Annotated in this window: 16 protein-coding genes; 8 read left to right on the top strand and 8 right to left on the bottom strand. The window is 39.3% G+C overall.

Going from position 1 to position 13,963, the window contains the following annotated elements; translation table 11 throughout:
• Window positions 1-101: 101 nt before the first annotated feature.
• Window positions 102-1,166, bottom strand: a complete 1,065-nt coding sequence (hemE, locus tag CIK86_RS14305; RefSeq protein ID WP_058374381.1) for a uroporphyrinogen decarboxylase — start codon at window positions 1,164-1,166, stop codon at window positions 102-104.
• A 526-nt stretch (window positions 1,167-1,692) separates the two neighbouring features.
• Between hemE and rsd the strand changes: the two genes are divergently transcribed.
• Window positions 1,693-2,163 (top strand): sigma D regulator, encoded by a 471-nt coding sequence (gene rsd, locus CIK86_RS14300; RefSeq protein WP_086997161.1) that lies wholly within the window; start codon window positions 1,693-1,695, stop codon window positions 2,161-2,163.
• A 90-nt stretch (window positions 2,164-2,253) separates the two neighbouring features.
• Here rsd and fkpA read toward each other — a convergent pair whose 3' ends face one another.
• The gene (gene fkpA, locus CIK86_RS14295) at window positions 2,254-3,006 is read right to left on the bottom strand and encodes an FKBP-type peptidyl-prolyl cis-trans isomerase (RefSeq protein ID WP_086997164.1); all 753 of its coding nucleotides are present in this window, start codon (window positions 3,004-3,006) and stop codon (window positions 2,254-2,256) included.
• A 214-nt stretch (window positions 3,007-3,220) separates the two neighbouring features.
• On the opposite strand from fkpA, the gene CIK86_RS14290 reads away from it, so the two are divergent.
• Window positions 3,221-4,219 carry a hypothetical protein gene (locus CIK86_RS14290; protein ID WP_011329529.1) on the top strand — a complete coding sequence of 333 codons (999 nt, stop codon included), beginning with the start codon at window positions 3,221-3,223 and terminating at the stop codon, window positions 4,217-4,219.
• Window positions 4,206-4,421 (top strand): SlyX family protein, encoded by a 216-nt coding sequence (locus CIK86_RS14285; RefSeq protein ID WP_011329530.1) that lies wholly within the window; start codon window positions 4,206-4,208, stop codon window positions 4,419-4,421. Before CIK86_RS14290 ends, CIK86_RS14285 begins: the two co-directional genes overlap by 14 nt.
• 23 nt (window positions 4,422-4,444) lie before the next feature.
• On the opposite strand, the gene CIK86_RS14280 is transcribed toward CIK86_RS14285, so the two are convergent.
• On the bottom strand, window positions 4,445-4,648 hold the full coding sequence (locus tag CIK86_RS14280) for a YheV family putative zinc ribbon protein (protein ID WP_041454614.1): 204 nt from the start codon (window positions 4,646-4,648) through the stop codon (window positions 4,445-4,447).
• 132 nt (window positions 4,649-4,780) lie between these two features.
• Here CIK86_RS14280 and CIK86_RS14275 point away from each other — a divergent pair, with 132 nt between their 5' ends.
• Together CIK86_RS14275 and CIK86_RS14270 are read left to right on the top strand one after the other, a co-directional pair.
• Complete coding sequence (locus CIK86_RS14275; RefSeq protein ID WP_086997167.1) at window positions 4,781-6,703, top strand: ATP-binding cassette domain-containing protein; 1,923 nt, start codon at window positions 4,781-4,783, stop codon at window positions 6,701-6,703.
• Entirely contained in the window at window positions 6,690-7,103 is a 414-nt protein-coding gene (locus tag CIK86_RS14270) for a TIGR02444 family protein (RefSeq protein WP_086997170.1), read from the top strand. The genes CIK86_RS14275 and CIK86_RS14270 overlap by 14 nt, the downstream gene beginning before the upstream one ends.
• A gap of 401 nt (window positions 7,104-7,504) precedes the next feature.
• Here the strand turns inward: CIK86_RS14270 and CIK86_RS14265 are convergent, their stop codons facing one another.
• Window positions 7,505-7,726: a helix-turn-helix transcriptional regulator gene (locus tag CIK86_RS14265; RefSeq protein WP_064667688.1), complete on the bottom strand. Its 222-nt coding sequence runs from the start codon at window positions 7,724-7,726 to the stop codon at window positions 7,505-7,507.
• Window positions 7,719-8,219, bottom strand: a complete 501-nt coding sequence (locus CIK86_RS14260; protein WP_086997173.1) for a hypothetical protein — start codon at window positions 8,217-8,219, stop codon at window positions 7,719-7,721. The genes CIK86_RS14265 and CIK86_RS14260 overlap by 8 nt, the downstream gene beginning before the upstream one ends.
• A gap of 524 nt (window positions 8,220-8,743) precedes the next feature.
• Here CIK86_RS14260 and CIK86_RS14255 point away from each other — a divergent pair.
• Complete coding sequence (locus CIK86_RS14255) at window positions 8,744-9,736, top strand: hydrolase (protein WP_086997176.1); 993 nt, start codon at window positions 8,744-8,746, stop codon at window positions 9,734-9,736.
• The gene (locus CIK86_RS14250) at window positions 9,733-9,981 is read left to right on the top strand and encodes a YheU family protein (RefSeq protein ID WP_086997179.1); all 249 of its coding nucleotides are present in this window, start codon (window positions 9,733-9,735) and stop codon (window positions 9,979-9,981) included. Before CIK86_RS14255 ends, CIK86_RS14250 begins: the two co-directional genes overlap by 4 nt.
• On the opposite strand, the gene CIK86_RS14245 is transcribed toward CIK86_RS14250, so the two are convergent.
• The 3 genes from CIK86_RS14245 to CIK86_RS14235 form a co-directional block, all read right to left on the bottom strand.
• Window positions 9,982-10,713 (bottom strand): LytTR family DNA-binding domain-containing protein, encoded by a 732-nt coding sequence (locus tag CIK86_RS14245; RefSeq protein WP_028834815.1) that lies wholly within the window; start codon window positions 10,711-10,713, stop codon window positions 9,982-9,984.
• The gene (locus tag CIK86_RS14240) at window positions 10,703-11,443 is read right to left on the bottom strand and encodes a histidine kinase (RefSeq protein WP_176359691.1); all 741 of its coding nucleotides are present in this window, start codon (window positions 11,441-11,443) and stop codon (window positions 10,703-10,705) included. Before CIK86_RS14240 ends, CIK86_RS14245 begins: the two co-directional genes overlap by 11 nt.
• A gap of 374 nt (window positions 11,444-11,817) precedes the next feature.
• Window positions 11,818-12,462 (bottom strand): hypothetical protein, encoded by a 645-nt coding sequence (locus tag CIK86_RS14235; protein ID WP_086997185.1) that lies wholly within the window; start codon window positions 12,460-12,462, stop codon window positions 11,818-11,820.
• A 193-nt stretch (window positions 12,463-12,655) separates the two neighbouring features.
• Here CIK86_RS14235 and CIK86_RS14230 point away from each other — a divergent pair, with 193 nt between their 5' ends.
• A complete protein-coding gene (locus tag CIK86_RS14230) occupies window positions 12,656-13,843 on the top strand; it encodes a dipeptidase (protein ID WP_086997188.1) in 1,188 nt (395 codons plus the stop codon).
• The last annotated feature ends 120 nt before the right edge of the window (window positions 13,844-13,963 follow it).

Below are 13,963 nucleotides of genomic sequence, written 5' to 3'. Positions count from 1 at the left end.
TTTTTGTTGTTTAGCTGTTTTGTCCTTAAATGTGTTTACACATTTAAGACTTATTTATGAAAAGTAACACACTAAACACTCAGTACTTTATTTGGTATTAATTACTTATGGTATTTAGCACTGAACTCATGCACGGCATTAATAAACACACCCGCATTTTCAGGGTCTACATCTGGTGTAATACCATGGCCAAGGTTAAATACGTGGCCATTACCTGTGCCAAAGTCTTCTAAAATAGTCGCTACTTCTTGACGAATACGCTCTGGCGTACCGTGCAGCATTGACGGGTCCATATTACCTTGTAATGCTACTTTGTCGCCTACACGGCGCTTAGCATCGCTAATATTAATGGTCCAATCAAGGCCGATAGCATCACAACCAGTTGCTGCAATTGCTTCAATCCATTGGCCACCATTTTTAGTAAACAAAGTAACTGGTACTCTACGGCCATCGTATTCACGAATTAAACCATCAACAATTTTGTGCATGTACTGCAATGAAAACTCATTGTAGTCGCGCGGGCTTAATACACCGCCCCATGAGTCAAACACCATTAACGATTGTGCACCGGCTTTAATTTGCGCATTTAAGTAATCGATAACCGAATCAGCTAGTTTATCGAGTAATAAATGTAGCGTTTGCGGCTCTGCAAATGCCATTTTTTTTATTTTGCCAAATACTTTGCTGCTGCCGCCTTCAACCATATAAGTCGCTAACGTCCACGGTGAACCCGAAAAACCAATTAATGGTACTTCGCCTTTTAGTTCACGACGAATAGTACTAACCGCATTCATTACATAACCAAGATCGTCGTTTGGATCTAGCTTAGGAATTTTTTTAACATCGGCAAGCGATGAAATTGGACGCTCGAACTTTGGACCTTCACCCGTTTCAAAGTACAGACCTAAGCCCATAGCATCTGGAATGGTTAAAATATCACTAAATAAAATAGCGGCATCTAACGGGTAGCGGCGTAATGGTTGTAGTGTTACTTCGCAAGCAAGCTCAGCATTTCTACACAGGCTCATAAAATCGCCCGCTTGTGCACGTGTAGCACGGTATTCTGGTAAATAGCGTCCTGCTTGACGCATCATCCATACTGGAGTTACATCAACAGGTTGTTTTGCAAGTGCACGTAAATAACGGTCGTTTTTTAATTCGCTCATAGCGTAAAATAATCCTAATGCTTATAGAAATTGAGCAAGATTGTACCACCATATTCATTACCTCTCTATCGCTAAGCGATTAAATTGACAGCAACAGGAGGTAGATCAAGATGTTTTGAGTTTTTAACTGTTTTTGACTATTAAACAAGCAAACAGTAGCAACATTTAAAACTTTTCATTAATATGTTTGCAACATACTTAAATCCTTGGTATTGTTTATCCCGCGTTAACAAAAACAATAATAAAAATCTTAAAACAATAAAAATAAAAGTTTTAAAATAACAATAACAAAAATCTTCTAATAAAAATAAGAAAGCTTGTTACAACAAGCCATAGAAAAAAATTAAGCCACCGTAACAGGTGGTTTTTTCTTGCCTGCAATAAATTATCAATTCCCTACAAATAAAATAAACTGCTTCTAGATCATCTATTTTACTAGTTGATATACACATCAATTAACTATATCTTGAGGTATAAACAATTTTTACTTTTAACTAAAAAACCAACCCAGCTTAGGAGAACGATTATGCTGACGCGTGTAGAAAATGCTCAACAAAAGTGGGGGGGTAGCCATACTGTAATTGATAAATGGCTAAACGAGCGACAACGCCTCATTGTGCTTTATTGTAAGCTAGCTGGGTTTTCACCTTCTGATAAAAAAGATCATGCCCTGCCTGAACCACAACAAATTGAAACGTTTTGCCAAATTTTAATGGATTACTTATCTGCCGGTCACTTTGAAATATACGATGACATTGCTAAGGCTTGTGAAAGTAAAGGCCCAGAAAGCCAATTGCTAGCAAATGCTATTTACCCAAAAATAACAGATACCACCGACATTGCGCTAGATTTTAACGATAAATACGCTGAAGTTGATAAAGAAGATTTACTAGCAGGCTTTGACAATGACTTATCTGTTCTTGGTGAAGCACTTGAAGCGCGCTTTGCGCTAGAAGATGAGCTTATTGATAACTTATTTGCTAATCATACGGATTAACAAGCGCACCGTTATTTATACGCATTAAAAAAGGGACTTAAAGTCCCTTTTTGTATATGTAGGCTAAATTATTTTTAGCTTATCTCTTATTTACTCTGCTGCTGCAGCATCTGCATCACTTTGAATTTCTAATAATTCCACTTCAAATACAAGTGTTGAATTAGCAGGAATTTTACCTAAATCACGGTCGCCATAAGCTAGCTCAGAAGGAATTGTAAATTTATATTTAGAACCAACAGGCATAAGTTGTAAACCTTCAGTCCAACCAGTAATTACACGGTTAAGAGGGAAAGTTGTTGGCTCGTTACGTGAATATGAGCTATCAAATTCAGTGCCATCTAAAAGTGTGCCTTTATAATGTACTTTAACTACATCAGTTGCAGCTGGTTTTTCGCCATCACCTTGAGTAATCACTTCGTACTGTAAGCCAGACTCAGTAACAATAACGCCTTCTTTTTTAGCGTTATCAGCTAGGTATTTTACACCCGCTTCTTTGCTTTTTTCAGACTCTACTTTTGCTTGTGCTTCTTGCTTAGTACGCACTGATGTATCTAACTCAGTTAATACTTCGCGAATTTTTTCTTCGTCAATTTTTGCATTACCAGCAAGTGCATCTTCAAAACCACGAATTAACAGCGCTTGGTCTAGTTCAATACCAATTTCTTTTTTATCGGCTAAGTCTTTATTTAAAAAGTTACCTACCGATGCGCCAATACCGTATGCTTGTTGCTGCGCTACAGTGTCTAGTTTAACTTCAGCTTGCTCTTTTTTTGCTTCTTGATTACATGCTGTAAGCGCTAAAACTGACGCTGCAATCAATGACAATTTAATCGTCTTTTTCATTTTAAATCTCCGACACACTTTGCAGTTGCCATTTATTGTATTATTACTAGTTAAAGATTAACGACCTACATGATAGGCTGCTTGTTTAATAACTAAAATTTACGTTGTTAGCTAAACTAAAAACATATCCAGTGATTAGACAAACAACCTAGGCCTTCAACGAGACCTAGTCTAACCTCTCAATCACTAAGAGTTAAGAGGAAATGCTTGTAATATGCCGTTATTTCGTACTTTTTTTATCGTGTTTTGCTGTTTATCGGCCATCGCCTGTAGTGATGAAAAACAACAAGCTGTTGCCAGTTATGAGCATGCTGCACAAGGCGCGTTTTCATCGGCGCTATCGCATGATGGTAAATACAGCTTAGTCTCCTCCATTAACCATGGGGTCGCGCTGTGGGATAATCAACAGCAAGCACTTAAATACCAATGGTTTCAGCAACAAGCCCAAGATAGCCTGGTTTATGCCGTTGCGATCGCTTTTGACAACAGTGTGGCTGTTACCGCCGAAAAAACCACCTTTGCGGTATGGGATATTGCCACCGGCGAAAATAAAGGTTACTACAAAATACAAAAATCCAGTATTCGCGATATTGCTATAAGCAATCAAGGCCGTAGCGTACTATACGGGCGCAGCGATGGCGTAGTAGTGTTTATTAACCTTGAAACTGGCCGCCGTATTGAGTTTTTAGGCCACCAAGAAAAAGTAAACACGGTCGATCTTGCCCCTAACGGGCGCTATGCTTTAAGTGGTTCAAACGATTACGTTGCTTACTTTTGGGATACGCGTACAGGGCAAGTGATTCATCGCTTTAACCACCCTACTCGTGTTACTCAAGTTACGCTTGACCCACAAGGTCGCTATGCATTTACGGCCGACAGTATGGCACAAGCAAATGTATGGAAGCTGACTACAGGTGACCTTGTAAGTAAACTGAAGTATATTGCGCGTCAGAAAATTTTTACGGCGGTACGCTTTAACGATCAAGGTGATTTGCTGGCAACTGGGTCGCCTAATAAACGCATTGATTTATGGCAAATATCGAGCGGTGAAAAAATTCAAACTTGGCAAGTGACACCACGTGAAGGCAGTAAGCCTAAATCGGCCGTGGTGCTCGATGTAACATTTACAGATAACGGCAGGTCGTTATTAACCGAAAGCTCCAGCGGTATCGCAGAGCGATTTATTATACGAGAGAATAATGAACACAATTGAACATCGCTTAATGGAACTTGAGGCCAAAGTGGCTTTTCAAGACGAAACAATTGATATTTTAAATGACGAAATAAAAGTTCACCAGCAGCTGTTGGCAAAAATGAAACGCCAAACAGAGCTACTGGCTGAAAAAATTAAAGAATCGCAGTCATCATCATCGATGATGTCAAACGAACCTGAGCCACCGCCGCCGCATTATTAATATGCAGCTATGCAGCAAAGGATTTAATCTCCTGGTTTAAACACGCCTATAACTTGTTCAAACTGGCGTGTTGACGCCTGCACAGCCTGTTCCGGCTGTGCCATTTTATGGCCGCACTCTACACATTCTACTTTTTCTACATCATGCTCTTTGTAAAGCATTAACCTATCCATGGCTTTACATTCAGGACATGTTGCCCCAGCTATAAATCGCTTCTTTTGTTTCACGAGATTTTTCCCACAGTTTGACCTAATGTTATTTTATCGTATTACGTGATGCGTTGATACGGTTGATATGCCCAATACGATCCGTGTTATCATATTGGCAATTCAATTAGGGCACAGTAAAGTAACGCATTTATGATCCAAATCTCAGAAATAGAACTTCTTCGTGGCGGTAAAGCTTTATTAAAAAATGCATCTGCTACGTTATTTCCAGAGCATAAAGTAGGCCTAGTAGGCGCTAATGGTTGTGGTAAATCAACCCTATTTAGCCTCCTCAAAGCAGAGCTACAGCTCGATGGCGGTAACTTTACTATACCTAAAGACTGGTCTATAGCGTCAGTAAAACAAGAAACTCCCGCACTGGAAATAAGCGCAATAGACTATGTACTACAAGGTCATCCGCAGTATTACGCCATGCGTATTGCACTGCGTGAAGCCGAGCAAGCTAACGATGGCGACGCACAAGCTAAAATACATATTCAGCTTGAAAACATTAAAGGCTACAGCATTGAATCAACCGCTGGTGAGCTATTACATGGTTTAGGCTTTGCTAATAACTTAATAGAAAACCCGGTAAGTTCATTTTCGGGTGGCTGGCGTATGCGCTTAAATTTAGCCCAAGCGCTTATTCGCGATGCCGACCTGTTATTACTTGATGAGCCCACTAACCACCTTGATTTAGACGCAGTATATTGGCTTGAACGTTTTTTACGTGCTTATACTGGCACTTTAGTGCTGATATCGCATGACCGTGAGTTTTTAGATGCCGTAGTTGATCAAATTTGGCATATAGATAAACAACTTATCAACGTGTACAAAGGCAACTACTCGCAGTTTGAGCGTCAAAAGGCCGAGCGCATGCTACAGCAGCAAGCCATGTTTGATAAGCAACAAGAGCAAATTGCTCATCTAGAACAGTTTATAACTCGCTTTAAAGCAAAAGCCAGTAAAGCTAAGCAAGCACAAAGCCGCGTGAAAGCACTTGAGCGTATGGAAAAATTAGCTCCAGCACATGCCGACTCACCATTTAACTTTGAGTTTGCCGAGCCAAAAGCATTACCAAACCCACTAATGACAATAGATAAAGCCAAAGCGGGATATGGTGATATCACCATTTTAAATAATATAGAATTAAACTTAGTACCAGGCAGCCGCATTGCTTTACTTGGCCGAAATGGCGCGGGTAAATCAACGCTAATTAAACTGCTTTCGGGTGATTTAGAGCCTCAAGCTGGCGAAGTTATTCAGCACCATGGGCTAAATATTGGTTATTTTGCGCAGCATCAACTTGAATCTCTTGATTTAAAAGCCAATGCAATAACACATATACAACGACTAAACCCAAAGGCTACTGAGCAATCACTGCGTGATTTTTTAGGCGGATTTGCCTTTATTGGTGATAAAGCGCTTGAGCCAGTAGCACCCTTTTCGGGGGGCGAGAAAGCACGTTTAGTACTTGCCATGCTGGTATATCAAAAGCCAAATTTATTACTACTCGATGAGCCAACCAACCACCTTGATTTAGAAATGCGCCATGCACTTGTTATGGCACTGCAAGGCTTTGAGGGCGCTATGGTTACTGTATCGCACGACCGCCATATGCTTAAAAACACCGCCGACGAATACTACTTAGTCGATAACGGTGAAGTAACTCAATTTGGCTACGACTTAGACGAATACTATCAATGGCTACTCAACGCCAACAAAGAAGCGGCAAAAGCCACACAAGCTGACGATGAGCCAAAAGCAAACTCACAAGTAAATCGTAAAGAGCAAAAGCGCCTCGAAGCCGAGTTTAGAAAAGCTGTTCAACCACTTAAAAAGCAAATTGAAAAGCTTGAAAAACAACTTGATAAACACTCAGCAGAACTTAGCGAAGTGGAAGTTGCACTTGGCGATAACGAGCTTTATAACGATGACAACAAAGCGAAATTAAAAGAGTTAATTAGCAAACAAGCGACATTAACACCCAAAGTAAATGACATCGAAGAAGAGCTACTTATGGCCCTTGAAGAGATGGAAGAAAAAGAACAGGCCTTTGCCGATGAACTTGCTTAACAGCAACGATTTTTGGCAATTTGCATGTCATCTTTACAGCACAGGCGACATGCAAACGCGCCTGTTGGCTTATCAAAATCAGCAAGGTAAAAACGTCAATCTGTGCTTACTGCTTTATTACCTAGATTCTCTCAATCTAGTAATTAGCCAAGCCCAGCTAAACAAGCTTGAACAATCAATTAGTGAGTTTGACCAACAGCTATTAAAGCCCCTACGCGCCACCCGCGGCTATTTAAAAACCAATCAAACCGAAATTGCAGATTATGCTGCAATTCGTAAAGAACTGCTCAGTGCCGAGCTTAAGCTTGAAAAACAACAACAGCAATTGTTGATAACCACAATTAATAGCTTTGCGCTAACACCTTGCAGCACGCCACATAACACATCGTTATATTTGTAAAAGTTCTCATGTAGGTCGTGCTTTAGCGGGTTAATTTTAATAACGAAATAATTCATGGCTAAAGCTATTTCCTACGGGTAACCAAATTTTTCATTCCCCCTCATTTACTTCTCATTCCCTTCTCTTTGTGCAAAAAGATCTTAAAGTGATTTATTCACAAAGAAGTCAAGAGACGCTTCGCTTAAGAGTAAAGCAAAGCCGTGATTTAGCTTATCACTTTACTTCAAAAAAATTATCGCCATAAATCGCCATAAATGACGACCTACAGAAATTTATTACCTTGTAACTGCTTTTCTATCATTAACTCAGCGCCGTCGAACTCAGATAAAGTAGACACTGTACTTTATAGAAGAGCCAGTAAACCCCTATCATTACACCCCACTTTAATATCGTATATCATGCTACGTATTGGTCGCCCGATATTGAAATACCTCCTCTAAAGGTAACTTAAAGACGGCGGCAATTTTAAAGGCGACTTCTAATGACGGTGAGTACTTATTTGCCTCAATCGCCATCACAGTCTGACGCGTTACCCCAATAGCATCGGCGAGTTGCTTTTGGGTCATTTCATTGTATAAAAACCGTAATGTCCGAATAGAGTTACTGATTGCATATTCACTCATAGATATCACCCGTTCTACCTTTATATAACTGCGCTATGTAGTTCGTTATTTCAGCAATTAAAAAAGCACCTACCATCACATGCATAGGTAAATAAGGAATGTTGTATTCAATAGCAGGCCCCCAACCATTCGCTTCAATTTGATATTGAAAAATAGCAATACAAATACCCACTTGTAAAATTACCGCTTTATACTTATAACCAATTAAATTTATTTGTTTTTCCCTAACATCAAGTGGCTGTTTTAACTCGTTATCACTAATGAATGCGAGCAATAAATAGCTCAATACCATAAGTACCACAGAGTAAGTTAATACCTGTAGCAGTAACCCTGACAGCCAAGAGACCGAAGCGAGCTGCTCTGTAGTTGCGTTAATTAAGCTGTCTACATAAAAAAACGAAATATATACACTGACCAATAAATCGATACTAAGCGTAAGCTCTCTGAAGCTTATACTTTGTAAAAGCTCTTTCAACTTTTCTGAACGAGTCATATATAATCAACTCCAAGTAAAATATTTTTGACACCAACTAAGTTAAGGCTGTTTTTGAACATGTCAAACTTTTTTTACTTCAATTTTGTTTTACTTTACTTTATCTAACCCCTCCTTACCGGTCATTCCGCCACTTGACTTAACTTTATTGATCCAAATCAACTTCTCAATCACGCTTTTTATAATCAACAAAATAGCTTGATCTGGATCATATCAGCCTCTGCCAACTCGCACTATGATTAACCCATAGACATTAGGAGGCAAGTTATGGACGTATTCTTCAGAGATTTTTTTACCGACCCAGTACTGTTCTTATCGTTTGGTTTTCTGGGGATCGTTATTAGCTTGTGCCTTTTCTTTGTATACTACTTTATTAAGAAAGTACAAGAAGCAGAAATTCCTGACCAAAATTAAGCACGACGCACAAAGCGCCTATCAGTTTACTGATTAGGCGCTTTTTATTTTCCTAGCCGAAAAATTTGCTACACTAGCGCCTCGTTTATTGCAAAGTGTGTAGTACAAACATGATCCATAAGTTCAAACCCGCATGGTGGATGACCAACCGACACGTTCAAACCATAATGCCGCGTTTTTTTCGCCCTTTTCACCATACTCGCTACGAACTTGCGCAACTTGATACACCCGATGGTGACTTTATTGAGCTTGCTTGGTCACTCCCGCATAACGAAACGGCGCCGCTCGCAGTGGTACTTCATGGACTTGAAGGCAACATAAATAGTTTTTATGCCAAAGGCATGATGAAAGCATTAAAAAAGCAAGGGTTTGCAGTGGTGCTAATGCACTTTAGAAACTGCTCAACCGAAGTCAATCGCCTGCCAAGAGCCTACCATAGTGGCGACACTGCCGATTTAGCTTTTTTTATAAACCATTTAAAACAGCAATTTCCAAAGCGCCCGATTGTAGCGGTTGGCTTTTCATTGGGTGGTAATGTGCTGGCTAAATATTTAGGGGAAGAACACATTCACTGCCCGCTTAGTGCAGCTGCTGTGATATCTGCGCCCTATGATTTGTCATCATCCAGTGATGTTATTCGTAAAAGCTTAGGTAAAATTTATCAAAAATATTTGCTCGATCGGATGAAAAAGTCGATGCAACGCAAACTGCCACAAATTAAACAGCAAATACCGATCACCACCGATCAGTTAATGGAAATTGACGATTTATTAGAATTTGATAACCAGCTTACAGCACCGCTACATGGCTTTGAGAATGCACACGATTACTACAAAAAAGCCAGTGCCATGCCGTATTTAAAAGATATTGTGACACCCACACTAATTATTCATGCCAAAGACGACCCTATGCTGTCGATTAAAGCAGTTCCAAGTAGTCAGGATGTAAGTGAGCATGTTACGCTGCGTATCTCAGAGAAGGGCGGCCACGTAGGTTTTATTAGCGGTAACAACCCATTTAAACCCGTGTTTTGGTTAGAGCAAGTGGTGCCTGATTATTTTAAGCAATGTGTATTTAATAACACCGATAAAGAGTGGCTATGATTATTCCTTTTGAACAACTTGATAAAGACACACTGTACAACCTAATTGAAAGCTACGTTTTGCGCGAAGGCACAGATTATGGCGAACAAGAGTTCAGTATTGAAAGCAAAGTGGCGCAAGTAAATCAGCAATTAAAAAGCGGCGAAGCTATGGTGTTTTTCTCTGAACTGCACGAGTCGGTCACCATTATCTCGAAAAATGAATTCAAAGCACTACAAAGTGAAGAGCGACATCAGCAGCAATAACTATAAATTAAAGCTTAATTGTTGCTTTAATTTACTTGCTTGACGACGAGATATTTCAACTTGCGCACCATTACTGAGCTTTGCTAATAGCCCATAGTTAATAGTTTCTTCGAGTTCTATTATCGCGTCTAGTCGTATTATGTCACTGCGGCTTGCTCGTAAAAAGTAATCTGGATTTAAGCGAGCTTCAATTTTAGTTAAAGAGCTATGAATATAGGCCTTCCCGAAAGCAGTATAGATCGCCGCATGATTACCAATACTTTCAAACCTTAAAATATCTGCCAATTTAATAATTTTCATGTTCTCAGAAAATTTAACCATCAATTTAAAGTTATCATCTAAGTAACTAACAGGGCGCTGTGTCAGTTGCCCTTCCAGCTTTTCTAAGGTGCCTTCTAAACGCTCTTTTACAATGGGCTTTAGTAAATAGTCAACGGCATTAAGACTAAAGGCATCTACAGCAAACTCGTTGTAGGCTGTGCAAAATATAATAGGTGTCTCACCTGCAAGCTGCTCTGCAAGCTCAATACCTGTGCCGCCCGGCATTTCAATATCAAGAAAAACAACATCAGGCTTATGCTTTTTTATTAATTCATTGGCATGGCTAATATTTTCAGCCTCATCAATTATATCTATGTGCTTATAAGGCTTTAATAACCGAGCTAACTCATTTCGAGCAAGGAGCTCATCATCAACAATTAATGCTGTTATGGTTGGCTTATTATGCAGCATAGGGCACCTCCAAAGTTGCATTAAACTGACCGCTCTGTTTTTGAATGAGTAATTTACCTCGTTGCGCAAACATTAGTTCAAGTCTTGATTGAATATTCTGTAATCCTAATTTGGTGCCGGACTTAAGTTTCGTTTCATCAAAAGGGTTACTCACTGTAATCGTGACAGTTTCCCCTGTTCTGACTACATTTACTTTTATTTCTCCACCCTCTTCTAAATGAGCAATGCCATGCTTTGTAGCGTTTTCAATTAAAGTTAATAAAGCCATACTCGGTAATACGACTTTTTTTAACGCGTCATCACACTGCATTGAAACTTGTAGCCGTTTACCAAACCTTACTTTTTCAATCGCTAAATAATGTTCACATACCTTCCACTCTTGATCAAAGTTGACGTGGGTTTGTAAGTCTGTGGTGAGGTTATATCTAAATAACTCCGAAAGCTGAGTAACAATATCAGCAGCTTTATCTTGATCTTGGTAAATCATGCCGCGAATTGTATTTAAAGTATTGAATAAAAAATGAGGGTTTATTTGGTTTTTAAGGCTTTCAAGTTGCTGCTCTTTCAGCTGGCTCATAATAAGCTTTTTCTCTCTTCGCGATACAACAGCTAAGTAACAACCACTCCATATTAAACTCATTACTAATGCATTTAAAAAGCTTGAGATTATTCCGGTAAACTGTTTCTCATTCAAATCTACGGCTGTTTCTCCATACATTTGTATGCTCATACTCGACGCGCTCTCAGGTAAAATGAAAGGCGTAAAATAAATCACATTCAGCGTCTGCATTAGCGCTAACAAAATAGACAATGCACTTAGCAAAAAAATATTGAGTCGTGCTATTTTTAACTTACCACATAGCCTGTTACCTAGGGTGTAAAGGATAAAATGTGTCAATAAAACAAATACAGATGCATGCGAGATAGTCCTTAACAGCAAATTAGCATGGTGCTCAATTGACGTATTTAATAACGCAACTCCTAAACCATAATTTATAAGCACAATACTAATAAAAACTAAAAACTGACAAAGCCAATAAGTTCGCATGGGTACACTCCTTTGATAATACACAGTATTGTACCCAAGCTATGTTAGTTTGCTACTCAAAACTTTGATATTAAAGTAAAAAACATTGATTGATTATTACCTACACTTAGGTAACCCGCGCTAAATAAAGCATATTTTGCCTTGGTTGTCTCAAGTGCCAACTTATACCCAGTCTCGTTTTTTAACGCATCACGATGCTCTAGAGCCGCATTCACCACAAAATCCTTATAAAAATTATATTTGCCACCGAGACGCGTAATATTAAATGTTTGAGAACCAACGCGATTATTAACTTCAAGTTGCTGCTTCATTAATGCACTTTCGATATAAAAATGTGTCTTATCTGAATATGCCCAATTAACCCCTAAGGTGATTTCGGTTTGAGTTAAATTAGATTTACTGCCCTCTTCATTTATTTGGTGCTGCAAACGCCCATAAAGATCAACCTTACCATTAAGCTGGTCTTCTGAAAGCTCGCTCAATGAAGCTTGGTAATTAATACCAACACCGTTACCATCAAACACGTCTTTTATTTTTGCTGTTTGAAAGTCAACAGAGAAACCCTCATGGAATTTAAGCACTAAATCGGTTTTATCATCTGTTTCATTGGCGTAACTAATTGATGACAATCCCAGTAATAATACTGCTAAGGTTGATTTTAAAGATAGTTTGTACTGCTTATTGTTGATAGTAAATTGCATAGTGATGCCCCTTAAATTGCAGTACGCCTTAGATGCATACTGAGTCTTTGTTGGCTAGAACTATAACGATTACGCTTGATACCTTAGGGTAATAAGTGATTAATGGCTAAAAAAGAGGATAAACGGATAGTAGGCAGGACGAATCGATTGTTGTTACAATCATTAGCATTATTATAATAAAACAGGTAAGAACATGAAATTACGTCTAGCACTTAGCGCCATCGCACTCACCGTTGCAGGGGCACACGCTACGCAAGTTACTCCCTCGGATAAAGCAATTAAGCTTGCACACGATACCATTTTAATCGATACCCACATTGATGTACCTTACCGTATTCATGATAAATGGGCGGATGTGACTAAAGCTACTGATGGCGGCGATTTTGATTACCCTCGTGCAGTAAAAGGCGGTTTAAACGCGCCATTTATGTCGATTTATATTCCTGCTCATTTAGAGTTTGAAGGCAAAGGCAAAAGCTTTCAATTAGCGAATCAACTTATTGATGGTATGGAAGCAATTGCACAACGTGCACCTGACAAGTTTGCCATTGCCAGCTCAACAAGCGATATCGAAGCACAATTTAAGCAAGGTAAAATGTCGATTGCTATGGGCATGGAAAACGGCTCACCCATTGAAGGCGATTTAAACAACCTACAGCATTTTTTTGACCGTGGTGTGCGTTATATTACCCTAGCTCACTCGCAAAGCAACCATATTTCTGACTCATCATACGATATTCGTCGCAAGTGGAAAGGCCTAAGCCCATTTGGTAAAGAGCTAGTAAAAGAGATGAATAATATCGGCATGCTGATTGATGTATCACATATATCTGATGATGCGTTTTACCAAGTTATGGCGCTGTCGAAAACTCCTGTTATTGCATCACATTCATCACTACGTAAATACACACCAGGTTTTGAGCGTAATATGAATGACGACATGTTATTAGCTCTTAAAAAGAACGGTGGTGTTATTCAAATTAACTTTGGTTCAAGCTTTGTTACTGCTAAAGCAGGTACGTGGGGCAAACAGTTAAAAAGTAATAAAGAAGCGGTAAAAAAAGATGGTACTAAGTTAAGTAAAGATTTTGATGCGATGTACCGCGCTAAAAACCCTTACCCATTTGCAAGCTTAGAGCAAGTGCTTGATCATATTGATCACGTTGTGAAGTTAATTGGTATAGAGCATGTTGGTATTGGCTCTGATTACGACGGCGTAGGTGACTCACTGCCTATCGGCTTAAAGGATGTATCTAGCTACCCTAACCTAGTTCAAGGTTTGATGGACAGGGGCTACAGTGATACCGACATTAAAAAGATTTTAAGCGGCAATACACTACGCGTTTGGAAACAAGCCGAAGCGTATGCGAAAAAGCATTAGGCTCTAGGTACCAGGTATCAGGTATCAGGTATCAGGTATCAGGTTAGAAAAGCATAGCGAACACTAACTTTAATATATAACGCGGCCAATGGCCGCGTTTTTCTATCCTCAACTTGCATA

The sequence above is a fragment of the Pseudoalteromonas sp. JB197 genome (assembly GCF_002332205.1).
GTDB classification, from domain to species: domain Bacteria; phylum Pseudomonadota; class Gammaproteobacteria; order Enterobacterales; family Alteromonadaceae; genus Pseudoalteromonas; species Pseudoalteromonas nigrifaciens.
This window is presented reverse-complemented; position numbering and strand designations above follow the sequence as displayed.